The organism is Roseibium sp. (assembly GCF_965233565.1).
GTDB lineage: Bacteria > Pseudomonadota > Alphaproteobacteria > Rhizobiales > Stappiaceae > Roseibium.
Window position 1 is genome coordinate 5,067,129 of sequence record NZ_OZ247494.1, and the last position, 24,999, is coordinate 5,092,127.

A 24,999-nucleotide genomic window follows, 5' to 3' on the forward strand; every position below is an offset into this window, starting at 1 on the left:
CCCCGGGCGAGCTCGCGAGACCCGGGGCCTACTCGTCAGCAGAGAGTTCGCTGATTTTGCTGCGGGGAGCCGCCGCAGTCTGGATGATGTCCGCTTCTGCAAGTTGAGTTGCGAGTAGGTCCCGGATCTTCGCTATGCTTCGTCCGGGATGACAATCCCCGCGCGAGAACGATGAAATAGGTTCAAGCCGCAAGGTGCTGTTATCTTGTCATATTGTTCATTAAAAATGAACAAATAGGCAAATATAATCGACCTTATCATAAATTAGATAAACAATATCTTGGTCTCACAGGAGGCGGTCATCGGGATCGCCTGACAGATGAGGACAAAATCCAATGGCTAATCTCGATGTGACTGCTGGTGCACAAGGCACCGACACTGCGCTGAACAAAACCCTTGAAGGTCTTGCTCCGCTTGCCGCACGTTTTCTGATCGCGCCGCTTTTCCTGCTTTCCGGTCTCAACAAGCTGGGCTCCGCAGAGGCAACCATTGCCTGGATCGATGCAGCCGGCTTGCCTTTTGCAACACTCGGCTACATCGCGGCCGTGATTGTGGAGATCTTCGGCAGCCTTGCGCTGATTGCCGGCTTCAAGACCCGTTACGTGGCAGCCATTATGGCGCTGTTCACGGTGGCTGCCGCGCTGGCTTTCCACAATCAGCTCGGCGATCAGAACCAGTTCATTCACTTCTTCAAGAACATTGCAATCGCCGGCGGTCTCCTGCAGATCGTTGCTTTCGGCGCCGGCCGGTTCAGCCTGGACGCCCTGCGCAAATAAACCTGCTCGATAAATCTCGACAAAATCCTGATGCTGCACGGCTCCCGTTCTTGACGGGAGCCGTGTGCGTTTCTGGCGCAGAAAATCCCGGGCAGGGGCGGCTGCCTCAAAGAAAATGTTGCGACGCAACAAAATGATTGCATAAAAAATAGCCCTGCGCATAATTGCGGCATGAGCGGCGGGCTTTCGATTCTGGTCATTGATGACAACAAGATCCGGGCATCCATCATTGAAGAGGGATTGCGCGATGCCGGGCATGACCAGGTTATTCTCGTGCACCAGATGGACGGCCTGGTGCGCCAGATCGCGGACATCAACCCGGACGTCATTGTCATTGATCTTGAAAATCCCAATCGGGACCGGTTGGAGCACATGTTCCAGGTCTCGCGCGCGGTGCAAAGACCGATCGCCATGTTTGTCGACAAGGCAGACAGTCAGTCGATCGAAGCGGCTGTCGATGCGGGGGTTTCGGCCTATATCGTCGACGGGTTGAAGCGCGAACGGGTCAAGCCGATCCTCGACATGGCTATCAGCCGTTTCCGGGCCTTTTCCAAGCTGACCAAGGATCTGGAAGAGGCGCGTTCCGAGCTGGCCGACCGCAAGACCATCGATCGTGCCAAGGGCATTCTCATGAAATCCAAGGGGCTGACCGAGCAGGAGGCTTACGATCTTCTGCGGCGGACAGCCATGAACCAGAGCCGCAAGATCATCGATGTGGCCCAAAGCCTGGTTATCGCCAGCGGACTGCTGGGAGACTAGGCGATGACACACCAACAACCCGGTCGGGGAGGAGCGGCCAGTATGGAGACCGGAGGATAATGGATACGCATCTGACACCCGTCATTGCCGGGTTCATTCCGCTCCTCGACTGCGCTGTGCTGGCAGTCGCCAGGGAGAAGGGCTTTGCAGAACAGGAAGGCATCGATCTGAAGCTGATCCGAGAGACCTCCTGGGCCAACATTCGTGACCGGATCGCCGTTGGACATTTCGACGTTGCCCACATGCTGGCACCCATGCCGATCGCCGCAACGCTCAACCTGACAAGCCTGGCCGTTCCGATGCTCGCACCGATGGTGCTCGGCCTCGGCGGCAACGCGATCACGGTTTCGACGACGCTTTGGGGTGAAATGCGGGAACGCGGTGCGGACCAGAACGGAGGTCCGGCGTCGACAGGTCAGGCGCTTGCATCCGTCGTGTCCCGCAGACTTGAGGCAACTGACCCACCCTTACGGTTCGGCGTTGTTCACCCCTTTTCAGGCCATGCCTATGAGCTTCGCTACTGGCTTGCGGCAGCGGGGATCGACCCGGACCGGCATGTCGAGATTTCCGTTCTGGCCCCGCAGCTCATGGCCGACGCACTGGCGGCGGGCCAGCTGGACGGCTATTGCGTCGGCGAACCCTGGAACACCGCTGCCGTTCTGGCCGGAACCGGGCGCATAGTCACCTACAAACAGGCAATCTGGCCGGACAGTCCCGAGAAGGTCCTCGGCGTGACGCGCAAATGGGCGGCAGCTCACCCGGTCACGTTGTCGGCCATGATGCGCGCTCTTGCCCGCGCTGCCGACTGGTGTGCAGATCCCGCTAATCGAAGCACGCTCGCAGAGATCCTCGCCGGCCCGGATTATCTGGCCTGCCCTGAAGAGCTGTGCCTGCCGGCGCTGAGTGGCGAGATCAGGCTCGGAGATGGGGTGACCAGGTCGATCCCGGACTTCCTGGTCTTCTCCGGCGGGGTGAAAGGGGCGCCTGCACCTGCGCAAGGCGTCTGGTTCTACCGGCAGATGGCGCGCTGGAACCAGGCCAGTCATACGGCGGAAGACGAGGCGGAAGTGAGCGCACTTTTTTCGCCGCAAGCCTATCTGGAAGCGCTGCAGATCGAAGCGGCACCGGAAGACCGGTCACCGCAGCTCTTTGACAGGCCGAAGCGGTGAGCACCGGGAAAGAGACTGCCGCCCGTTGCATCGCAAAGCGCGCGCTGCATTGCACAAAAAAAGATCACTTGCCTCAAAGCTGGGCCAACGAAACAGGCAGTCATGATCCGGCTCGTTTTAAAGTCAAACTAACAAGTGATTGAAAAATAGAAGAAAATGACAGTGAGGCGAGACTGGCACGCTTCATGCTAAGTAGACCACGAGGCCGACGCTGGCCTAACACATATCGCGCCCACGGACGGGCGCCCAGGCAAAGCCGCCGTTCTGATCTGCATTCTCTCCTCCTATGCGCAGATCAAGACGGCGGCTTTTTTGTTTTCAGCCAGCGTCCGCATAAGGACGTGGAAAAAGAGGGAACGGACGTGACACAGGCAAAGATTTTTCAGATGACGCGCCGGGCAGCACTGGGTGCCTTGATGGCCGCCACGGCCATGGTTCCGGCAACATCCGCCTTCGCGGAAATGCTCGACGTGGAAAAGGATGAACTGACTTTCGGTTTCATCAAACTGACCGACATGGCACCGCTCGCTGTCGCCTATGAGCTCGGCTATTTCGAAGAGGAGGGGCTCTTTGTCACCCTGGAGCCCCAGGCCAACTGGAAAGTGCTGCTTGATCGCGTGATCACAGGCGAACTGGACGGCGCTCACATGCTTGCCGGTCAGCCGCTCGCCGCGACTATCGGCTTCGGCACCAAGGCGCATATCGTGACGCCGTTCTCCATGGATCTCAACGGCAATGGCATCACCGTTTCCAACGAGATCTGGGAGATGATGAAACCGAACATCCCGACCATGGAAGACGGCCGCCCGCAGCACCCGATCTCGGCAGCTGCCCTGAAGCCCGTGGTCGACAAGTTCATCGACGAAGGCAAGCCGTTCAACATGGGCATGGTCTTCCCGGTCTCGACACACAATTACGAGCTGCGCTACTGGCTGGCCTCCGGTGACATTCATCCGGGCTTTTATTCCGAGACCGACATTTCCGGTCAGATCCAGGGAGAAGCGCTGCTCTCCGTGACCCCGCCGCCGCAAATGCCGGCAACGCTCGAAGCCGGTACGATCTATGGCTACTGCGTTGGCGAGCCCTGGAACCAGCAGGCCGTGTTCAAAGGCATCGGCGTTCCGGTCATCACCGACTACGAGATCTGGAAGAACAACCCTGAAAAGGTCTTCGGCCTGACCAAGGAGTTCACCGAGGAAAACCCGAACACCACACTGGCCATCACGAAGGCCCTGATCCGTGCGGCCAAGTGGCTGGATGAAAACGACAATGCCAACCGTATGGAAGCGGTCGAGATCCTGGCGCGTTCCGAATATGTCGGTGCCGACGCGGAAGTGATCGCCAATTCCATGACCGGAACCTTCGAATATGAGAAGGGCGACAAGCGGGACGTTCCGGATTTCAACGTCTTCTACCGCTATTTTGCGACTTATCCCTACTATTCCGACGCCGTCTGGTACCTGACCCAGATGCGCCGCTGGGGGCAGATCCCGGAGCACAAGCCGGACAGCTGGTATGACGAAGTCGCCAAGTCCGTCTATCTGCCGGAAACCTATCTGAAAGCCGCGCGCCTGCTGGTCGAGGAAGGTCATGTGGCCGAAGAGGATTTCCCGTGGGACTCCGACGGCTACCGTGCTCCGACGCCTGCAGCCGACATCATCGACGGCATTCCCTATGACGGCAAACAGCCGAACGCCTATATCGACAGCCTTCCGATCGGCCTGAAAGGCAAGCAGATCGTTGACGGCAACGAAGTCGTGGGGGGCTGATCTCAGCCCTTTGGAGCGGCGGTTCGCAGCGCCGCCGCTCCCTTTTTCGAAGAAGATCAAGACAGAACTAAGGGACCATTCCCATGGCCAACGCCGATACCGCCGGCTCTGCGGACCTAGCCCGGGCCGCCCGGAAAGAAAAACTCTTCACCTGGATCAACAAGACCGGCGGTTGGCTGGACGCACTCGGCTTCTCCTGGCTGGTGCCGTTGATGAAGATCGCTGCGGGCGACAGCCCGAAGGAGCAGCTGGGTGAACTGAAGCGCGTGCTTCTGATCCCTCTGCTCGGCATCATCGCCTTTCTGGTTCTTTGGGGAGCCCTCGCACCGCAGGTGCAGACGTCGCTTGGCGCCGTGCCCGGACCGGCGCAGGTCTGGAGCCAGACCATCAACCTTTGGGAAGACCATGTCCGCGAGCGTGAAAAGGCGGCCGCCTTTTACGAGCGCCAGGACGCCCGGAATGCCAAATATGAGGCAGAGGGCAAGACCGACAAGATCAAGCACCGGACCTATACCGGCAAGCCGACCTATATCGATCAGATCGGCACGTCACTGAAGACCGTCGGCCTGGGCTTCCTGATCGCAACCATCATTGCCGTCCCGCTTGGCATTGCCTCCGGTCTCTCCCGGTCCTTCAACGGTGCCATCAATCCTCTGATCCAGATCTTCAAACCGGTGTCGCCGCTCGCCTGGTTGCCGATCGTGACCATGATCGTCTCGGCGACTTACGCCAACCCTTACGACTGGCTCTCCAAGTCGCTGCTGATCTCGGCCGTCACCGTGACGCTCTGCTCCATGTGGCCGACCCTGATCAACACTGCACTTGGTGTCGCTTCGGTCGACAAGGATCTGATGAATGTCGGCCGCGTCCTGCAGCTGCCGACCTGGAAGACAATCACCAAGCTTGTGCTGCCGTCCTCGCTGCCGCTGATCTTCACCGGCCTGCGTCTGTCGCTGGGCGTGGGCTGGATGGTGCTGATCGCGGCTGAAATGCTGGCGCAGAACCCGGGTCTCGGCAAATTCGTCTGGGACGAGTTCCAGAACGGTTCCTCGCAGTCGCTCGCCAAGATCATGGTCGCGGTTCTGACCATCGGCCTCATCGGCTTCATGCTCGACCGGCTGATGTTCGCCCTGCAGCGCGCCTTCACATTCAGCGCGAACCGCTAAGGAGAGCCAAATGTCCTTTCTGGAAATTTCCGGCGTCTCCAAATCCTACGGTGAAGGTGCCGCGCGGACGGACGTCCTGGATGACATCAACCTGAAAGTGGACGAGGGCGAGTTCATCGCCATCGTCGGCTTCTCCGGAACCGGCAAGACCACCTTGATCTCGCTGCTCGCCGGCTTGATCGAGCCGGACGCCGGCGGCGTCATCTTCAAGGGCAAGGAGATCGACGGCCCGAGCCCGGATCGTGGCGTCGTGTTCCAATCCTATTCGCTGATGCCCTGGCTGTCGGTCACCGGCAATGTGGCGCTCGCAGTGGACAGCGTCTTCAAGAAGAAATCCGCCAAGGATCGCAAGGCGATCTGCGACAAGTATATCGAGATGGTCGGTCTCGGTCATGCCCGGGACCGCAAGCCGGCGGAGCTCTCCGGCGGCATGCGCCAGCGGGTGGCGGTGGCCCGGGCGCTTGCCATGCAACCGGAACTGCTGCTGCTCGATGAGCCGCTGTCAGCGCTTGACGCCCTGACGCGGGCAAAGCTGCAGGACGAGTTTGCAGCCATCTGCGAGCAGGAAAAGAAGACCATTCTCCTGATCACCAACGATGTCGACGAGGCCATCCTCCTGGCCGACCGGATCATTCCCTTGAAGCCCGGCGCAAAGGCAACGCTCGGTCCGGAATTCAAGGTACCGTTCAAACGGCCTCGGGAACGCGGCGAGCTCAACCACAACGACGCGTTCATCAAGCTTCGGGCCGACATTACCGAATACCTGATGGAAGTCGGTGCGGAACGCGGTGCTGATCTGGAGCGGGACATCATCCTGCCCAACATCGTGCCGATCACCCAGCGGATAAAAGGCGGTGACAAGCTTCCGGCTGCGTATGAGCGTGCGGCGGAAACCCACAACGACAGCCGTTTCCTGGAGTTTTCACAACTCAAGAAAGTCTATCCCACACCGAAGGGACCGCTGACGGTGGTCGACGGCTTCGAGCTGAAGATGAAAAAGGGCGAGTTCATCACGCTGATCGGCCATTCCGGTTGCGGCAAGTCCACGGTGCTGTCGATGGTCGCCGGTCTGAACCCGATCACGGAAGGAGCGATTGTCCTGGACGGCACACACGTGACCCAGGCCGGCCCCGACCGGGCCGTGGTGTTCCAGGCTCCGAGCCTGATGCCCTGGCTGACGGCTTACGAGAACGTCGCCCTTGGGGTCGACAAGGTCTATCCGGATGCTTCCAAGGCCGAGAAGCGGGATGTCATCGAGTATTACCTGTCGAAGGTCGGCCTGGCAGATGCCATGCAGAAAGCGGCTGTGGACCTGTCGAACGGCATGAAGCAACGCGTCGGTATTGCCCGTGCCTTCGCGCTCTCTCCGAAACTGCTGTTGCTCGATGAACCGTTCGGCATGCTGGACAGCCTGACCCGGTGGGAGCTGCAGGACGTCTTGATGGACGTCTGGAAACGAACTCAGGTGACGGCGATCTGCGTCACCCATGACGTCGACGAGGCGATCCTGCTCGCCGACCGCGTCGTGATGATGTCGAACGGGCCGAATGCCCGCATCGGCAACATTATGGAGGTGGATCTGCCGCGACCACGCTCGCGCAAGGAGCTGCTCGCTCACCCGGATTACTACGCCTACCGCGAAGAGCTTCTGGACTTCCTGGAAGCCTATGAGGGCGGGGCTGATCCAAGCGAAGACCAGCTGAAATCCATCCAGGAAAAACGTGCAGCACGCCTGGCCCGTCAACGGGCTGCGGTCGAGGCGGCGGAATAGGCCAGGGGAGGGAGATCATGACAAGAAAGAAACTCGTCATTGTTGGCAATGGCATGGCCCCGGGGCGAATGCTGGAATACCTGTTCGACAAGGACAAGGACGCCTACGACGTCACCATCTTCAATGCCGAACCGCGTGTGAACTACAACCGGCTGATGCTGTCGCCGGTTCTCTCGGGTGAAAAGACCTATGAAGACATCATCACCCATGGGGATGACTGGTACGCCGATAACGGCGTCACGCTTCACAAGTCGGCGCGTGTTGCCGAGATCGACCGGGCCGGGAAGACGGTCACCTCGGAAACGGGCATCACCGCACCTTATGACAAGCTCGTCATTGCGACAGGCTCCAATCCCTTTATCATTCCGTTGCCCGGCAAGGATCTCGAGGGTGTTCTGACCTATCGCGATCTCGACGATGTCGACAAGATGCTGGATGCTGCCAAGCTGGGCGGGCGCGCCGTTGTCATCGGGGGTGGCCTTCTGGGTCTGGAAGCTGCCGCCGGTCTCAAGATGCAGGGCATGGACGTCACTGTCCTGCACCTGATGCCAACCCTGATGGAGCGTCAGCTCGACCCCGCTGCCGGTTTCCTCCTGGAAGAGGAATTCAAGCGCCGGGGCATCGAAGTTCTGACCAAGGCCAACAGTCACGAGATCGTCGATGATGGCACCGGCAAGGTCAAGGCGATCCGGCTGGATGACGGCACGGAGATCGAAGCCAGCATCATCGTGATGGCGGTTGGAATTCGCCCGTCGGCGGATCTCGCCAAGGCCGTCGATCTGGACACAAATCGCGGCATTCTCGTCGGCGACGACATGCGCACCAGCGACCCGGATATCTTTGCCCTCGGTGAATGCGTCGAACACCGAGGCCAGTGTTACGGCCTCGTTGCTCCGCTTTACGAAATGGCGGAAGTGATCGCTGACAACCTGTTGGAGGGAAGCGCCGAATACACCGGGTCCGTGACCGCGACCAAGCTGAAGGTTACCGGTGTCGATCTTTATTCCGCCGGGGACTTTGCCGAGGGGGAAGACCGGGAAGAAATCGTCCTGCGCGATGCCACTGCGGGCGTCTACAAGCGGCTGGTCCTGAAGGACAACAGGATCATCGGAGCGGTTCTTTACGGCGAAACCTCCGATGGACCATGGTTCTTCGACCTTTTGAAAAAACAATCTGATGTCTCGGACATGCGCGAGACACTGATCTTCGGCCAGGCCTATCAGGGGGGCGCCCCCCTGGACCCTACGGCGGCCGTTGCAGCCTTGCCGGATGATGCGGAAATCTGCGGCTGCAACGGCGTATGCAAGGGAACGATCGTCAACGCGATCAATGAGAAAGGCCTGACCGCGCTCGATGATGTGCGTTCGCACACCAAGGCGTCGGCTTCCTGTGGCACTTGTACCGGGCTTGTCGAACAGCTCATGCAGGTGACACTGGGCGATGCCTATAATCCGGCGGCCGTGACACCGATGTGCGGCTGTACCGATCTCGGCCACAGCGAAGTGCGGCGCCTGATCAAGCCCAAGGGTCTCAAGACCATTCCTGCCGTCATGCAGGAACTGGAATGGAAATCCTCCGGCGGCTGTGCCAAGTGCCGCCCGGCGCTGAACTATTATCTCGTCTCCGACTGGCCGGATGAATATGCCGACGATTACCAGTCGCGATTCATCAACGAACGTGTTCACGCCAACATCCAGAAAGACGGCACCTATTCGGTTGTCCCGCGCATGTGGGGTGGCATGACGTCATCGAAAGAGTTGCGGGCAATTGCCGATGTGGTCGACAAGTTCGATATTCCGGCGGTGAAATGCACCGGTGGCCAGCGCATCGACATGCTCGGCGTCAAAAAGGAGGACCTGCCCGCGGTCTGGGAAGATCTCGGCAAGGCCGGGTTCGTCTCCGGTCAGGCTTACGCAAAGGGGCTCAGAACGGTCAAGACCTGTGTCGGCTCGGACTGGTGCCGCTTTGGCACTCAGGATTCCACCGGTCTCGGCATCCGGATCGAGAAATTCATGTGGGGCTCGTGGACACCGGCCAAGCTCAAGCTGGCGGTCTCCGGCTGTCCGCGCAACTGCGCCGAAGCCACCTGCAAGGATATCGGTGTCATCTGTGTCGACAGCGGCTTTGAAATCCACTTCGCAGGCGCCGCCGGTCTCGACATCAAGGGCACGGAAGTGCTCGGGCTGGTCAAAACGGAGGACGAGGCGCTCGAGCACATTGTTGCGCTCACCCAGATGTATCGCGAACAGGGACATTACCTGGAGCGTATCTACAAATGGGCCAAGCGTATCGGCTATGACGAGATCCGCAGTCAGATCCTGGACGATGCGGAACGGAGGAAAGCCTATTTCGACCGCTTCGTCTTTTCCCAGAAATTCGCCCAGGTTGATCCATGGTCCGAGCGGGTCTCCGGCAAGGACAAGCACGAATTCAAGCCGATGGCTGTTCTGACCCGGGAGGCTGCCGAATGAACGCGGAAACCAGAAACTGGGTCGCCATCGGCGACCTCGCCGACATCCCGCGCGAGGGGGCGCGGGTGGTCAAGACCGATGCCGGCTGCATCGCCGTTTTCCGGACCGTCGACGACGATGTCTTCGCGCTGGATGACCGCTGCCCGCATAAGGGCGGTCCGCTGAGCCAGGGCATCGTGCACGGCACGTCCGTGACCTGCCCCCTGCACAACTGGGTCTTTGATCTGGCAACCGGGCTGGCGCGCGGCGCCGATGAGGGCTCGGTTCCCGTGACGAGCGCCCGGGTCGAGGAAGGCAAGGTGCTGCTGGCCGCCGACGATCTGGCCCGCCGCATGGCGCGCTGACACCAGACACAACCATCCACAAAATCGAGGAAAGCCCAAGGAGTCCCGGCGCATGACCGCACAAGAACCGGAAAGAACGGTCAAGACAACCTGCCCCTATTGCGGGGTCGGGTGCGGTGTGCTGGCGACAGTCAAACAGGATGGATCTGTGTCCATTGCCGGTGACCCGGATCACCCGGCCAATTTCGGCCGGCTCTGTTCCAAGGGATCGGCTCTTGGAGAAACCCTGTCGCTTGATGACAGGCTCTTACATCCCGAAGTCGGCGGTAGGGCAACCAGCTGGGACAAGGCGCTCGACCTGGTAGCTGAAAAATTCACGGACGCGATCCGTGAGCACGGCCCGGACAGCGTCGCTCTCTACGTCTCCGGCCAGATCCTGACAGAGGACTATTACGTCGCCAACAAGCTGATGAAGGGGTTCATCGGCTCGGCCAATATCGATACCAACTCCCGGCTCTGCATGGCCTCATCCGTTGCCGGTCACCGGCGTGCTTTCGGCAGCGACACCGTGCCGGGTACCTATGAGGATCTGGAGCGCTGCGACCTTCTGGTGCTGGTAGGCTCGAATCTTGCCTGGTGCCACCCGGTGCTGTTCCAGCGGGTCGAGGCAGCCAAGGCGGCCAACCCCAATATGCGTGTTGTGGTGATCGATCCGCGTGAGACGGCAACCTGCGCGCTGGCGGATCTGCACCTAGCGCTCGAGCCGGATACGGATGTTGCGCTCTTTAATGGCCTTCTGGCATTTCTGGCGGAATCCGACACGCTCGACCACGGTTACATCGCGGCGCATACCAATGGATTCCGGCGGGCGCTGGAGGCTGCCGGACCTTGCGAAATCAACCGGATCGCGGAAGAAACCGGTCTGTCGCCAGCGGATCTGGCGACCTTTTACACAATGGTGGCTCGCACCGAAAAGACCGTCACAGTCTACAGCCAGGGCGTCAATCAGTCAGTGGTGGGCACCGACAAGGTCAATGCGATCATCAACACCCACCTGGCCACCGGCCGCATCGGCCGTCCAGGCATGGGGCCGTTTTCCGCGACCGGACAGCCGAACGCGATGGGCGGGCGTGAGGTCGGCGGCCTGGCGAACATGCTCGCTGCCCATATGGCGCTGGAAAACCCGGATCACCGCGACCTGGTCCAGTCCTTCTGGAGAAGCCCGGAGATCGCGGACAAGGCAGGGCTCAAGGCGGTCGATCTCTTCCGGGCTGTCGGCGAGGGCAAGATCAAGGCGCTCTGGATCATGGCCACCAACCCGGTTGACAGTCTGCCGGATGCGGATGCGGTTGCAGCGGCGCTGAAAACCTGCCCTTTCGTCGTCGTCTCCGACGTGACCCGTGCCGCCGACACGGTTGCCTATGCAGATGTGCTGCTGCCGTCTGCAGCCTGGGGCGAAAAGGATGGCACGGTCACCAACTCCGAGCGCCGGATTTCACGTCAACGCGGCTTTTTGGACCTGCCTGGAGAAGCGAGACCGGACTGGTGGCAGCTTAGGCAGGTGGGGCAGCGCATGGGCTTCGCCGAGGCCTTTGCCTATTCGGGGCCGGATGCGATCTTCCGGGAACATGCCGCACTGTCTGGTCACAAAAACAAGGGCCGCCGTGATTTTGACATCGGCCGGCTGAAAGACCTGTCTCACGAGGCCTTCGACGCGCTGGATCCGATCCAGTGGCCGCAGGCGCAAGGTGAAGCACCGGCGGCCGAAACCCGCTTCTTTGCAAAGGGTGGCTTCTTCACGCCTGACGGCAAGGCCACTTTCGTTGCTGTCAGACAAGGGCCCTCGCGCAAGACCGAGCGCCGCTATCCGTTCGTGCTCAACACCGGCCGCATTCGCGATCAGTGGCACACCATGACGCGCACGGGCAAGACCGGCCGGTTGCTGTCCCATATCGCAGAACCTTATGTGGAACTGCATCCAAAAGATGCCCGGCGGGCAGGCATTGCAGCCGCGGATCTGGTGGACGTGACTAGCCCGCACGGATCGGCATTGGTGCGGGCCCAAATATCCGAGCGCGCGCAGCCGGGATCCGTTTTCGTACCCATTCACTGGACTGATCAGGTGTCCTCAAGGGCCCGGATCGACACGGTGGTTGCACCGGAAACCGATCCGGTCTCCGGCCAGCCGGGGTCCAAATTCACACCGGTCGCGCTGAAGAAGCGCGTATTTGCCTGGCATGGCTTTGCAGTGCTTCAGGAAAAGCCGGATCAGCTCGAGTGCGACTATTGGGCCATTGCGCCGACACTGGGCGGCTGGCGGGTTGAAATGGCCGGCGCGGAGGACCGCGACCTGGTTGCCTTCGCAGCTCGGTACCTGACATCCGATGTCGACCTCTTGAGGTTCGAAGACCCGGGCAAAGGGTTGCTGCGTATCGCGGGCTGGAAAGACGCAACCTTCAAGGGCGCCTTCTTTTTCGGACCGGAACCGGTTGCCGTGTCGCGGCCATGGGCGTGTGGGCTGCTGACCGAACAGATTGCGACGGAAAACCGGTTCAAGGTTCTGGCCGGCGGTCCGCCGGTCGACAGCCCGGACAAGGGCGCAATCGTCTGCTCCTGTTTCCAGGTTGGCGTCAACGAAATCCAGGCGGCCATTGGCGGAGGGGCTGCAACGGTCCAGGCCGTTGGAACCTGCCTGAAGGCCGGCACCAATTGCGGTTCCTGCCGCTCCGAGATCCAGTCCCTCCTCGATGCCAGTAGCAAGGACATCGCCGACGATGCCAAGATCGCACAAGCCGGTTGAAAAACGCACGCGTCGCAGACCGCCGCGTGTTGAAGCGCTCGCAAGTCTGCCTCTGTTCTTCCGCCTGGACGGCCGCAAGGTTGTTCTGGCTGGCGGCACGGAAGCAGCAGGCTGGAAGGCGGAACTATTGGCTGCGTCCGGCGCGACCGTTCACATCTTTGCCGAAGAACTGGACGAAGGTTTCGCTGCTCTCCTTGAAAAGGGAGGTGTCGGCGGAACCTTCATCCACCACAGTCAGCCGTGGAGTGCGACCAGTTTCGAAGGGGCGGCTTTGGCGATAGCCGACGCCGGCAGCGAGGGCGAAGCTCAGGCCTTCTATTGTGCGGCCCGCGCAGCTGGCGTTCCGGTCAATGTCATTGACACCCCGCGCTTCTGCGAATTCCAGTTCGGCTCCATCGTCAATCGCTCGCCCGTTGTGATCGGCATCTCCACCAACGGCGTCGCTCCGATCCTCGGGCAGGCCATCCGGCGCCGCATCGAGGCGCTCTTGCCGCGCTCGCTTCAGGCCTGGGCCGCGTTTGCCGGCGTGGTGCGTGGCCGTGTGCTGCAGTCCCTCAAGGCCGGTGCGGAACGTCGCCGGTTCTGGGAACGGTTCACGAATTTGGCCTTTTCGGGAAAGACGGCACCAAAAGACCCCTTGGGATGTGATGTCGGATCCTTGTTTCAGGACGCGGCCGAAGCGGGGAGAGGGCTTATTTCCGTGGTGGGCACAGCCACCGGAGACGCGGAACTTCTGACACTGAAAGCCGTCCGGGCCCTGCAATCGGCCGACGTGATCTATTACGATGAGAATGTCGAGGACGACGTCCTGGAACTCGCTCGCCGGGAGGCGAAGAGGGTGGTCATCGGACAGCAGCCTGGCGTGCCGCGCGGACAAGACAACAAAATCATTGAGGACATGAGCGCGCTGGTCGAGGACGGCAAGCACGTTGTGCTGCTCAAGTCCGGCAGCCCGTCAGCAAACCGGGAATTGCGCGTGTTGCTTGCGCGCGGCCTGTCGGTCTCTCAAATTCCGGGTGTTGAGAGAGGCCTGGCCGAGATCGCATCATTTTCATCATTTGCGACCGGTAAACCTGAGACGACAGCTGCGTTTTTACACCAATTGTCTGCGCAGCCCATCAAACGACCCGTACGGGAGGAATCAGCGCGTCGGTGACACCCTGTCCAACGTATCCTCCAGCGACAGCGTTGCGAGTTCCTCGCCTTGCCGGCCGCGCCGGATATCTGCCTGTCTGACAACGTCCGGGAAGCGCATGTCGATGTCTTCTTCCAGTTTGGCGACGGTTGTCAGAAAATCCTTGAGCGCCAGCAGAGACGCAGTGTCATCCAGGGCTTCTGCTCCAGCGCGCAGCAACGTATCGCGTTGGCTGACGCGCATCGCCAGGCTGCGCAAATCGCCGTCCTCGCCAAGCCAGCAGGCAACTTTCCAGAATTCCAGCGGCACCTGGCGGCGGTACTCGTTGTCCGGCAGGCCGGCATAAACAGGATCGTCGTTGGAGAAGATGGGACCACCGAACACGCTGATCCGCTTCTTGTCGTCATGGGCGGCGCGCAGGATGGTGTTTTCCAGGGCGGCCCAAAGGCGTTTTTCCTCACCCGGAGACCAGTCGGAGGAATCGCGATTATGCGCGTTGAACTTGGACGTCTGCGGCGCAACATTGGGCCAGGCGTGGCTGTCGGCGTCAGCGGCTAGTCCCTGTTCCAGCGTACCCCAGACCGGGTCGAGCCTGCGCACGATATGCCCGCGCGAGAAATCGATCCTTGCGGCAAAACTCTGGTCTTCGCCTGGAGCCAGTCGGTTGTTGTCCCGCCGGTCGTAAAAAGGAGCGCCGGTCTGAAATTCCCGCCCAATCCTGTCGTCATAGAACCAGCTGGAGGCCTCGGCGGCTTCCGCAAGCCTGGCGCTGATCGCCTGGGGCTTGTCGGCGTATAGATATCTTTCTCCCTTGTCGCGGGTCAGGCCGAACACGGAATTGCCGTCGATGTTGCAGGCCGTCAGCATGGCCATCTTGCGCGCCTTGTGCATGACAACCGAAAAATGCGTATAGGCAAGCTCGTGGCTCGGCCGGCAGCGGCGCTGAAACTGTGGGAAGAGGTCCACGGCGACACCGTCCCGGATTTCGGGCAGAGGAATAGCCACACCGGGCAGGAAATTTTGGTCGTAGCCCTCCGACGCGGCCAGCCTGCTCATGTCGCGCGCTTCCGGGCCAAAAGGCCTGCCAGTGCCGGGACCGGTGCCGGTGGAAACCCTGGACTGGTGCTCGGTCGGAGTGATGTGCGCCGCAGAGGCCGGGGCATGGCCGGCGCCGCCGATGCCGACCGTGATTTCCACCGGGATCTGCCAGGTGACCGTGCCGTCCGCATTCACACGCTGATGGGGGGCGGTGACCGGCTCTGGGTCGCGACGGGAACGTGTTGTCTCATAGGGGCGGGCGGAATTGCCCCTGTCGAGCGCGTTGATGACGAGCTCGCGTCCCGGTGCCGCCAAACCGTCCTGCTGCTCGGTGATGTCCTTGACGATCCGGCTGATCCGGATGCCTTCATTGACGGAATCCGGGGCAAAACTTGTCGGATGTGCCCCCGGGTCCTTGACCGCGCCCCAGTGGTGAAGGGCGATCACCTGCCACAGATTGTTGAACACCGGCGAGCCGGAGGAGCCGGGTTCGGTGTCGGCGAGATAATGCAGGGCGGTTTCGTAACGGGCGGCAATGAGGTTGTCCTGCAGCACGACCTCCTTGGGCCGCCCGTCCGGATGCTGGATAATATTGGCGAATTCGCCGATCGCATGTTTGTTGGCTGAGGCCGACAGCGCGTTGTAGCCGAAATCCTGCAGCTGGCGCGGGCCGGACACACGCTCGCCGACGGCGACGATGACATAGTCGAGAAGGTCGACGTCGCTGGCGATGAACACCCGGTCGGCATCCAGGCGGTAGACGGTTTGCGGCCGCGTCCGCCCGCTCGGATCAACTTCCAGCTCGAACTCGATTTCAGCGGCATTGGCGTGGTCCGGACTTGGCAGCACATGGAAATTGGTGATGAAGAGATCCGGGGAGATCAGGAACCCTGTTCCGGTTCTGGAGCCGCCGAAGAGCGACACACGGGCAACCGATCGCGCGGCCATGGCGCCCGCTTCCAGAAAGGCCACGGGCACAAAATTGCTCCGCGGCCCCTGCCGCGCTTCGGCGCCTGACGGCCGGTTGCTGATGCTGGCTTCCCGGCGCAAGGAAGCAGCGCGCCGCCGGCTGGTGTTCGGTTCGCTTTTCAGAGGGTCGCCATCGAGCGAAGCAAGCGTATTGTTCCGTTCGCTTTCTGTTGCGCTGATCCGGCGCAAGGCGGCCTGTTCAAGCCGCTCGTCCAGTGCCTCGAAATCGACCATGTGCCTCTCCTGCTTGCCGGACCAGGACTTGCAGACCTGCCGTAGCGCAACCTTAGCCCCGTGCGCGTGGCGCTACAACTGCGCAGGGCGTTGCGCCGCGCGAAAACCGAAGCGTGAAGTCCGGCAGGCTTAGGCCCTGGAGCACCGCCTGTGGTCGGTCACACCCAGCCAGGCTGCGAAACGGGCAAAGGCGGCAAGTTGCCGCTGTGCCCTGCAAGGAGCCTTCGATCATTCGCAGGTGTCAGCTGAGGCGCGCAAGAGTTGAGACGCGGGCATCTGGTGTTCGCAACGGTGAGGCGATGGGCAAGGTGTTGAGGGCTATGCCGGTCGCTTCGGCACCTCAAAGGCGCCGCCTGGGAAGGGGACAGGACGTGCCGATCACGCGCCTTCGTGACATCTGGAGCGGGTGAGATTTTCTGTGTGCTGGTTCACACTTTATATACACCTGACGATGCATTTTTCTGAAAAGCAATTTTTACATGCAATTTTGATAGTCTGGATTCAGAATGGTTCGCATAGCTGTTCTCTCTACAATTCTGATCGTCCTGCTTTATGGCGTATGGCTGACTTTTCAGATCCCCTCGGCTCATGAGGCCCAGTCGCAACCGTTTACGCGTGTGCCTGCCAGCTTCAATGTCACCCAAATACAAGTGCCGGGTGCGGAGACCCGGCAGGTGCCGAGATACGAGGAGTCTCAGGGCAAGTATGAAACCAGATCCATAAAGCACTGGATGGGAGCGCGGCGGTATCATGTCTATGTCGGCAGGAAGGCCGATATGTCAGAACCGAAGCCCGCGGTGTTTCTTCTGCACGGCAGCCAGCGCACGGGTGCCTCGATGATCGACATGTGGGCACGTGTTGCCGATCAATACGGTCTTGTTTTGATTGCGCCGGACAGTTCCTCGCGCAAAGGCTGGTCCGGCTGGTTCGATCCGGCCTCATTCTTTGAAAATCTGATTGACGACGCTGCCACGCAATACGGTCTCGACCGTGAGCGGCTTTATCTGTTCGGGCACTCTTCCGGCGGTGTCAGGGCGACCTTGCTCGCACAGGACGGCACGCTCCCTTTCCGCGCAGTTGCCACGCATGCCGGCTTCCCGTCGGCGTCAAAAATCGACAGCGGAAACGGGGGCCGAACCCCGAGGCGGCCGATCTGTCACTTTCTGGGTGACAAGGACCACTTGTTCAGTGTCGAAGCGGCGAAGGCGACAAGTGAAGCCCTGAAAGACGCCGGGCATGACACGCTTCTGATGGTGGTGAAGAACCACACGCATTGGTATTACTACGTCGGCCCAAGCATCAACGAAAAAGCATGGTGGTTTTTTGAGCGGCACTGAAAGCAACGGCATTTGGTGTCTTTTTGTGGACCGGCTGTTCTTGCACGATGCCAATGACCGGGTGGCAGGGGCTGCAATAAGAGCTCGATGACCACGGCAAAATCTGTACGTAATTCTATAGGCGGTCCACTTGGCTGCTCCGAAACAGCTGCCCGATTGATCTTCGAACGCGCCGCAAACAGCTTGTTTTCGACAAGTGTCTCACTGCAAAAGATCTCGCTCTACGAGCAATTTCGCCGGGAACTTGCCCGAAACCCAAAGCAAATCGGCTTATTCTACGCATGAATTTGCGCAAGACTTTCAGCTTTGCCGGCTACGAGATGGATTAAGTCGCTGACTGGAATATCATTTTGAATGGTGCTGCCGGAGAGATTTGAACTCTCGACCTCTCCCTTACCAAGGGAGTGCTCTACCCCTGAGCTACGGCAGCCTATGCGTCGCTGGTGGACGCTTTCCAGGTCCGGGCCGGAGCGTTGAAAACGCCGGGCGTTTGGGACACGGAAGCTGGCCCCGATCAGCGGTGCCGACCGGAATGAGGGGGCTTTTGCCATAAGAGCCCTGGGGACGCAAGCGGAGTTTTGCTTTTTTTTCAAGACTTGGCGAATGCCGGAGAAAGCGGCTGCAGGGATTGCAGGAAAGTAGCCAAAAGCCGGTGATACCGGCTGGAGAGACCCCTGTGGATATTAATCAAGGGGCCAAGGGCGGGCCGTCTGCGCGAGAAATCTGTCTCCTGCCTTGAAAGACGGAGAGGGCTGCGCGCTCAGACCTCTCCTTTATTGACCGGAGCGGGCCGTTTCCGGGCCTCGGCGCGGGCTTTGCAAGCCTGTGCCCGGTTGGTAAGAAGAGGAAACCGGCAAGATGGACAAGGGCGCCATGAGCGAAAAAGAGTTGAAAGACCAGGCTGTTGCCGAAGGTGAAGAGGCTGAGGGGACGCCTGTGAACCTGAAGGCGGACAAGGCGGCGGCCAAATCGAAGGACGAGCGGCTGGCAGAAGCGCTGAGGGCCAACCTGCGCCGTCGCAAATCCGCTGCAAAGGCGCGCAAGGACGGATGATGCGTGTGGGTGGGCGCCGATTGCCCGCTGGGCGGCCGTGAAATTGCCCGAAAGCGGGCGCGCCGCTGCCTTGCATGGGCCATAAGTTGCGTGTAGACCGCTGGCTCTGGTTGAGCACTTTCTAGGGATGACCGCGCGGGGCGCGCGGGCCGGTTCGGGGAAAAACATGGACAGTATCAAGGTTGTTGGCGGTACGGAGCTGAACGGAACCATCCCGATTTCGGGCGCAAAAAACGCGGCGCTGCCGCTAATGATTGCTTCGCTCCTCACGGATGAAACGCTGACACTGTCGAATGTGCCGCGCCTGCGCGACGTTGCCCAGCTGATGCAGATCCTGTCCAATCACGGCGTCGACTATTCGGTCAATGGCAAGCGCAGCGGCCAGGATGAACTGGCCGGTCAGACGCTCAATCTGACCGCACGCGAGATTGTAGACACGACCGCGCCCTATGAACTTGTTTCCAAGATGCGTGCCAGTTTCTGGGTCATCGGCCCGCTGGTGGCCCGTTGCCACGAGGCGCGCGTGTCGCTGCCCGGCGGCTGCGCCATCGGCACGCGTCCGGTCGATTTCTTCATTGACGGCCTGACCGCGCTTGGCGCGGAGATCGAGATCGACGGCGGCTATGTGGTCGTTCGGGCGCCGGGTGGCCTGAAAGGCGGTCGCGTCGAGTTTCCGAAGGTCTCCGTCGGCGCGACCCACACCATCATGATGGCGGCAACGCTGGCGGCGGGCGAGACGGAAATCGTCAACGCGGCCCGCGAGCCGGAAGTCGTCGATCTGGCCAAGTGCCTGAAGGCCATGGGCGCGCGCATTGAAGGTGAAGGCACCGAAACCATTCGTATCCAGGGCGTGCCGCGCCTCCATGGCGCCCATCACGCCGTGGTGGCGGACCGGATCGAGACCGGCACCTATGCCATGGCCGTTGCCATGACCGGTGGCGACGTGCTGCTTCAGGGCGCCCGCACCGATCTTCTGGATGCCGCATTGGATACCCTGCGCCAGACCGGAGCAGACATCACCCAGACACCGGACGGGATCAAGGTCTACCGGAACGGCAATGGCATCCAGCCGGTGGATGTCACCACCGAACCGTTCCCGGGTTTCCCGACAGATCTTCAGGCGCAGTTCATGGCGCTGATGACCAAGGCGGGCGGCACCAGCCGGATCACCGAGACGATCTTCGAAAACCGGTTCATGCATGTGCAGGAGCTGGCGCGCCTGGGCGCCCAGATCCATATTGACGGCCGCACGGCAACCATCGACGGTGTCTCGACCTTGCGTGGCGCACCGGTGATGGCCACCGACCTGCGCGCGTCCGTCTCGCTGGTGATTGCCGGCCTGGCGGCGGAAGGTGAGACCACGGTCAGCCGCGTTTACCACCTCGACCGCGGTTTTGAACGCCTGGAAGACAAGCTTACCCGCTGCGGCGCGCAGATCGAGCGCATTTCCGGCTAAGAGTGGCCGGGGCACACCGGCCGCTAAACGTCCTTCCCGAGTTTTTCATTCGTCATGCCATGGCTTGACCATGGCATCCATGCCGTTTCGTCGCAGATCTGGCACTGTCAGTGCTTTTGGTTTCGGTCGCGGCATGGATTGCCGGATCAAGTCCGGCAATGACGAAGACTGAGGATGGGGCAAAAGCTTATTGCCCGGACGGTTATGCCCGGCTGGCGAACTGGATGTCTATTGTCGTCTCCGCGAACACGTGGGGCAGGAACCTTCATCGTCTGCCGTTTTACGCGAAGTCATCCTACCCGGGAGGCTGGGTTCCGGCTCTCTGCCGCGCTGCGGCCGGGACGACAGAGAGTGCCGGGTACAAAATCGCCGAGCCCGGAAGTGCGGTGCCTACTCCGCCACCCGCCGTTCGATCACCCGTCCGCGTGAGGCAAAAGACGGTCCGGGGCCGCCGCTGCCGCTGGTCATGATCGCTTCCGCGATCGGGCTGAGGGCGGGCGTTTCGGACGTCCATTCCAAGAGGAAATTGGCGCCAACCCCGCCACTTGTATCGTTGATCGGAATGAGTGCGGTGCTCGATTGCAGCGGCGCAAGGGTGACGGGGGCCTCCAGGAGCGCGCGCAGCAACTTGCCATCCTCGCCGTGATAATCCACGCGGGTCAGCGTGATTTCCGTGTCCGGATCGACATTGTGAACCGCCAGCGTGGCCGCCAGAAGGTCCGACCGGTTGGGATGGGAAAAGACGCGCGAATAGGCGGGCACATAGATCGTCTCGCCCAGGACCTTTTCCGTAAAGTCCTGCGCCGGGGCCGTAGCAGGGGCGAAAAGGCCGGCAACGAGAAAAAGGCCGGATAGCAGTTTCTTCATGTCGCTCTCGCCAATGCTGGCTTTATCTTGATCATTGGGGCAGTTTCTTGGATGACACGGTGGATTGCAAGATCAGCGGCGCCGTCGCCGGTCGTGTCATCGGGGATCCCACAATTCAGGAGCGGACGATCATGGGTGCACAGACAATCCGGTTCCTGATCCAGGTCTCCTTCGCGATGGTCGGCATGGTGGCGGTTGTCTTCGTGCCGGCGCCCTATGGTCCGACGCTGGGTCTGTTTCTGGTGGTCTTCGGCCTCTGGCTGGGGCGGCGCGTCTTCATGCGCATCGCGACACTCGACGAGGTCAAGAAGGACCTGCGCCAACGGGTCGATGAGGGGCCATAGCAGGCAGCATGCCGGGTCTGACAGGATTGCACATTGCCAAAGCATCAATTCCCCATTAGGTCATCTCACTTGGGGCCGGGGCGAAAATCGCCTATATGCCTCCTGCCACAGAACGATTGACCGGATCAGAACAAGACCAAATGGACCAGCTGAAACTCGCCGCCCTTGATCAGGAGGATCTTCAGGTTCTCTCCGCCCACCTTCAGGACGCCGTCTTGACGGTCGCCGACATCCGCTACCTGCCCAAGGAGCAGAAGGCGGTGTTCGTGCTGAACCGCTTTGTCTGGGACAAGGAAGCCGACAAGCGGTCGAAGGAACATGAGCGCCGCCGGTCTGCACTTGCCTTTGCGCAGGTCACGGCGATGAAAGCGCAGAACATCAACCAGCGGGCCAAGGGCGCCGTGCTGGAGCTGCTGGCCGTGACATTTGAAGCCGGTGAAGAACCGTCCGGCAAGATCCTGCTGGCCTTTGCCGGCGGGGCCAGCCTGGAACTCGACGTGGAATGCATCGAGGCCCAGCTGTCGGATCTGGGCGCTGCCTGGTCGACACCGAACCTGCCACAGCACGATCTCGGCTGAATAACTAAACTGGAAATTGACCGGTGCCGGGCACCTGAGCAAATGGAGTGACGCGTGGTTCTACGCCTGAATAGCAGCGATACCGGGTTTGAGGACCAGTTCAAGGCGCTTCTGGCCGGCAAGCGGGAAGTCTCCGAAGACGTCGACCAGATCGTTCGGGACATTCTGGACCGCGTGCGTTCGGAAGGCGATCGCGCGGTTCTGGATTATACCGCCAGGTTCGATCGGCTTGAGGCCGGCTCCATGGCGGAACTCAAGGTATCCGAAGCCGAGATCGAGGCTGCCCTGAGCCAGGTGCCGGCCGAGACGCTTGACGCGCTTCAGCTCGCCCATGACCGCATCAAGTCGCATCACGCGCGCCAGATGCCGAAGGACGACAGGTATACCGATGCGATCGGCGTTGAGCTTGGTTCGCTCTGGACGGCTGTCGAGGCCGTCGGTGTCTATGTGCCGGGCGGCCTGGCCAGCTATCCAAGTTCGGTTCTGATGAATGTGGTTCCGGCGCAGGTTGCCGGCGTGGAACGTATCGTCATGGTCGTGCCGAGCCCAGACGGTGTGCTCAACCCGCTGGTTCTGGCGGCTGCAAGAGTGTCCGGCGTTTCGGAGATCTATCGCATCGGCGGCGCCCAGGCGGTTGCCGCATTGGCCTATGGCACGGAAACGATCGCACCGGTCGCCAAGATCGTCGGGCCGGGCAACGCCTTTGTCGCAGCCGCCAAGCGCCGGGTGTTCGGCACGGTTGGCATCGACATGATCGCCGGCCCCTCCGAGGTGCTGATCCTGGCCGATGGTGAAAACAACCCGGACTGGCTGGCGGCCGATCTTCTGGCCCAGGCCGAACATGACACCGCCGCCCAATCGATCCTGATCACCGACAGTGCCGAGCTGGCAGACGAGGTGGAAAAGGCGGTCGAGGCGCAGCTGAAGACCTTGCCGCGCGAAGAGGTCGCGCGCGCCAGCTGGCAGGATTTCGGTGCCATCATCCAGGTGGATGACCTGGAAGGGGCCATGCCGCTCGCCAACCGGATCGCACCGGAGCACCTGGAACTGGCTGTTGCCGATCCCGAAGCGCTCCTGAAAAAGGTCCGCAATGCCGGGGCGGTTTTCCTGGGGCACTATACGCCGGAGGCGATTGGCGATTATGTCGGTGGGTCCAACCACGTGCTGCCGACGGCGCGCTCGGCCCGGTTCTCGTCCGGCCTGTCCGTGATGGAATTCGTAAAACGCACCTCGATTTTGAAATGCAATCCTGACAATCTGCGACAGCTTGGCCCCGCGGCCATCGCACTTGGAGAATCGGAGGGGTTGTCGGCGCATGCCCGCTCTGTTTCCATCAGGCTGAACTTGTAGGCAGGCAGAACAAAGAGGCTTCATCAGGATGAGCGAACCGCAATCCGATCCACAGCAGACCGGCAGCCGGCTGGTGGACGTGGTCCTGGATGAAGCCTCCATTGCCCGCTCGACGCCTGAAGTCGAGCACGACCGTGCCGTTGCGATCTATGACCTGATTGAGGAAAACACGTTCCAGCCGGTGGGGCATCCCACCGCGAATTATGTGCTCAATCTCTCGGTGGTCGAAAAAAAGCTCGTCTTGCGAATTCGCACCGAGGATGACGGCGAGGTGGTCACGCATGTCCTGTCCCTGTCGCCTCTGCGCAAGATCGTCAAGGATTACGATCTGATCTGCGAAAGCTATTACGAGGCGATCCGGCACGCGACGCCGAGCCAGATCGAGGCGATCGACATGGGCCGCCGCGGCGTTCACAATGAGGGCTCCGCGATCCTGATGGAGCGGCTTTCCGGCAAAATCGAGGTCGACATGCAGACCGCACGGCGTCTGTTTACCCTCGTCTACGCGTTGCACTGGAAGGGCTGATGACCGGGCCGGGCCTGCGTCCGACTGCGGTTCTTTTTGCGTGCGGGATGAATTCCGTACGCTCTCCCATGGCCGAGGCCCTGACGGAAAAACTCTTTCCCGGCCAGATCTATGTGCGCTCGGCGGGCGTGCGCTCCGGCAAGATCGACCCGTTCGTGGATGCCATCATGGCCGAGATCGGCATCGACATGAGCCGGCATCAGCCCAAGACATTTGAAGATCTCGACGAATCGGGTTTCGACCTGGTCGTGACCCTGGCGCCTGAGGCCCACCACAAGGCCCTGGACATGACACGCACCGACGCTGTCGAGGTGGAGTACTGGCCGACCATGGACCCGACACTGGCGACCGGCAGCCGGGACCAGATTCTGTCCGAATACAGAGCGGTGCGCGATCAGCTGATGATGCGCATCAAGAAGCGGCTCGAGTGGGCCCCGCCGCCGAGTGGATAAGATGAAACCGAAAGACCTGGTTATCGAGATCACGGATCCCCTGACGACGGATCGGCTTTTGCTGCGGCCGTTTCGGGAAACCGATGCCGCTGCCGTTCATGCCTATCAGTCGCTTCCGGAGGTTGCTCGGTATCAGTTCTGGGAGCCGCGCAGCCTTGAGGAGATCCGCTTGAAGCTCGCAGAGTGGGTGACGCTCTATCGCCTGAACGGGGAGGGGACACTTGAACTCGCCGTGGAGATCCGCGAGAGCGGGGATCTGATTGGCGATGTCATGCTGCAGGTGACCGACGCGGCAGCCCGCCAGGGAATGATCGGTTTCTCCATGCACCCGGCCCACCAGGGAAAGGGATATGCGACGGAGGCTGTCGGAGCATTGCTGCGCATCGGATTTGCGGATCTCGGCCTGCATCGAATCTTCGGCCGTTGCGACGCCCGCAATGACCCGTCCTGGCGCCTGATGGAACGGCTCGGCATGCGCAGGGAGGCGCATTTCCGGGAACATGCGCTCTTCAAGGGGGGCTGGGACGAAGAGTTTTACTATGCTTTGCTGCAGGATGAATGGCGGCACCAGGCCGTTGCGCAGGAAAAATGAGCGGACGATTGTCCTTTCGCTGCCCGTGTTTTGCACCCTGAGACCTTTCTTTGCACAGGAGCCGAAAGAAAGGTTCACTTTTTCCCCCTAATCCGCTAGGTTC

Annotated in this window: 21 protein-coding genes and 1 tRNA gene; 19 read left to right on the forward strand and 3 right to left on the reverse strand. The window is 60.9% G+C overall.

All coding sequences use genetic code 11. The features are described from left to right. The first annotated feature begins 335 nt into the window (after positions 1-335). The 10 genes from ACO6TG_RS23120 to ACO6TG_RS23165 all read left to right on the forward strand — a co-directional run bounded on the left by ACO6TG_RS23120 (position 336) and on the right by ACO6TG_RS23165 (position 14,121). A complete protein-coding gene (locus ACO6TG_RS23120) occupies positions 336-776 on the forward strand; it encodes a DoxX family protein (RefSeq protein ID WP_422375349.1) in 441 nt (146 codons plus the stop codon). A gap of 171 nt (positions 777-947) precedes the next feature. Continuing rightward, on the forward strand, positions 948-1,535 hold the full coding sequence (locus ACO6TG_RS23125; RefSeq protein ID WP_094074395.1) for an ANTAR domain-containing response regulator: 588 nt from the start codon (positions 948-950) through the stop codon (positions 1,533-1,535). Between the two features lie 59 nt (positions 1,536-1,594). After that, positions 1,595-2,704, forward strand: coding sequence for a CmpA/NrtA family ABC transporter substrate-binding protein (locus ACO6TG_RS23130; RefSeq protein WP_422375350.1), 1,110 nt, complete (start codon positions 1,595-1,597; stop codon positions 2,702-2,704). A gap of 386 nt (positions 2,705-3,090) precedes the next feature. Further along, a complete protein-coding gene (locus tag ACO6TG_RS23135; RefSeq protein WP_208989038.1) occupies positions 3,091-4,473 on the forward strand; it encodes a CmpA/NrtA family ABC transporter substrate-binding protein in 1,383 nt (460 codons plus the stop codon). Between the two features lie 83 nt (positions 4,474-4,556). Further along, positions 4,557-5,639, forward strand: a complete 1,083-nt coding sequence (locus ACO6TG_RS23140; protein WP_422375351.1) for an ABC transporter permease — start codon at positions 4,557-4,559, stop codon at positions 5,637-5,639. Positions 5,640-5,649: 10 nt separating this feature from the next. Then, positions 5,650-7,410: an ABC transporter ATP-binding protein gene (locus ACO6TG_RS23145; RefSeq protein ID WP_422375352.1), complete on the forward strand. Its 1,761-nt coding sequence runs from the start codon at positions 5,650-5,652 to the stop codon at positions 7,408-7,410. Between the two features lie 17 nt (positions 7,411-7,427). Then, positions 7,428-9,881, forward strand: coding sequence for a nitrite reductase large subunit NirB (gene nirB, locus ACO6TG_RS23150; protein ID WP_422375353.1), 2,454 nt, complete (start codon positions 7,428-7,430; stop codon positions 9,879-9,881). Then, positions 9,878-10,225 (forward strand): nitrite reductase small subunit NirD, encoded by a 348-nt coding sequence (gene nirD, locus ACO6TG_RS23155; RefSeq protein ID WP_422375354.1) that lies wholly within the window; start codon positions 9,878-9,880, stop codon positions 10,223-10,225. Before nirB ends, nirD begins: the two co-directional genes overlap by 4 nt. A 52-nt stretch (positions 10,226-10,277) precedes the next feature. Next, positions 10,278-12,965: a molybdopterin-dependent oxidoreductase gene (locus tag ACO6TG_RS23160; protein WP_422375355.1), complete on the forward strand. Its 2,688-nt coding sequence runs from the start codon at positions 10,278-10,280 to the stop codon at positions 12,963-12,965. Beyond that, positions 12,940-14,121, forward strand: a complete 1,182-nt coding sequence (locus ACO6TG_RS23165) for an SAM-dependent methyltransferase (RefSeq protein WP_422375356.1) — start codon at positions 12,940-12,942, stop codon at positions 14,119-14,121. Before ACO6TG_RS23160 ends, ACO6TG_RS23165 begins: the two co-directional genes overlap by 26 nt. Here the strand turns inward: ACO6TG_RS23165 and ACO6TG_RS23170 are convergent. Continuing rightward, positions 14,107-16,341, reverse strand: a complete 2,235-nt coding sequence (locus ACO6TG_RS23170; RefSeq protein WP_422375357.1) for a DNA/RNA non-specific endonuclease — start codon at positions 16,339-16,341, stop codon at positions 14,107-14,109. The two genes, ACO6TG_RS23165 and ACO6TG_RS23170, sit on opposite strands and share 15 nt — an antisense overlap. Before the next feature lie 845 nt (positions 16,342-17,186). On the opposite strand from ACO6TG_RS23170, the gene ACO6TG_RS23175 reads away from it, so the two are divergent. Further along, complete coding sequence (locus ACO6TG_RS23175) at positions 17,187-17,678, forward strand: dienelactone hydrolase family protein (protein WP_422378940.1); 492 nt, start codon at positions 17,187-17,189, stop codon at positions 17,676-17,678. 355 nt (positions 17,679-18,033) lie between these two features. On the opposite strand, the gene ACO6TG_RS23180 is transcribed toward ACO6TG_RS23175, so the two are convergent. Next, positions 18,034-18,108: transfer RNA gene (locus ACO6TG_RS23180), tRNA-Thr, on the reverse strand. 428 nt (positions 18,109-18,536) lie between these two features. Here ACO6TG_RS23180 and ACO6TG_RS23185 point away from each other — a divergent pair. Beyond that, positions 18,537-18,731: a hypothetical protein gene (locus ACO6TG_RS23185; RefSeq protein WP_422375358.1), complete on the forward strand. Its 195-nt coding sequence runs from the start codon at positions 18,537-18,539 to the stop codon at positions 18,729-18,731. A 166-nt stretch (positions 18,732-18,897) separates the two neighbouring features. Beyond that, entirely contained in the window at positions 18,898-20,187 is a 1,290-nt protein-coding gene (gene murA / locus ACO6TG_RS23190) for a UDP-N-acetylglucosamine 1-carboxyvinyltransferase (protein ID WP_094075051.1), read from the forward strand. A gap of 390 nt (positions 20,188-20,577) precedes the next feature. Here the strand turns inward: murA and ACO6TG_RS23195 are convergent, their stop codons facing one another. Next, complete coding sequence (locus ACO6TG_RS23195) at positions 20,578-21,054, reverse strand: DUF3124 domain-containing protein (protein WP_422375359.1); 477 nt, start codon at positions 21,052-21,054, stop codon at positions 20,578-20,580. A gap of 47 nt (positions 21,055-21,101) precedes the next feature. On the opposite strand from ACO6TG_RS23195, the gene ACO6TG_RS23200 reads away from it, so the two are divergent. The 6 genes from ACO6TG_RS23200 (at position 21,102) to ACO6TG_RS23225 (ending at position 24,896) form a co-directional block, all read left to right on the forward strand. Continuing rightward, complete coding sequence (locus tag ACO6TG_RS23200; protein ID WP_422375360.1) at positions 21,102-21,398, forward strand: hypothetical protein; 297 nt, start codon at positions 21,102-21,104, stop codon at positions 21,396-21,398. 140 nt (positions 21,399-21,538) lie between these two features. After that, the gene (locus ACO6TG_RS23205) at positions 21,539-21,976 is read left to right on the forward strand and encodes a DUF2948 family protein (RefSeq protein ID WP_422375361.1); all 438 of its coding nucleotides are present in this window, start codon (positions 21,539-21,541) and stop codon (positions 21,974-21,976) included. Between the two features lie 54 nt (positions 21,977-22,030). Beyond that, positions 22,031-23,326, forward strand: a complete 1,296-nt coding sequence (gene hisD, locus ACO6TG_RS23210) for a histidinol dehydrogenase (RefSeq protein ID WP_422375362.1) — start codon at positions 22,031-22,033, stop codon at positions 23,324-23,326. A gap of 28 nt (positions 23,327-23,354) precedes the next feature. Then, positions 23,355-23,852 (forward strand): UPF0262 family protein, encoded by a 498-nt coding sequence (locus tag ACO6TG_RS23215; RefSeq protein WP_094074409.1) that lies wholly within the window; start codon positions 23,355-23,357, stop codon positions 23,850-23,852. Then, positions 23,852-24,304 (forward strand): low molecular weight phosphatase family protein, encoded by a 453-nt coding sequence (locus ACO6TG_RS23220; protein WP_422375363.1) that lies wholly within the window; start codon positions 23,852-23,854, stop codon positions 24,302-24,304. Before ACO6TG_RS23215 ends, ACO6TG_RS23220 begins: the two co-directional genes overlap by 1 nt. Position 24,305: 1 nt before the next feature. Then, the gene (locus ACO6TG_RS23225) at positions 24,306-24,896 is read left to right on the forward strand and encodes a GNAT family N-acetyltransferase (RefSeq protein ID WP_422375364.1); all 591 of its coding nucleotides are present in this window, start codon (positions 24,306-24,308) and stop codon (positions 24,894-24,896) included. Positions 24,897-24,999: the final 103 nt, after the last annotated feature.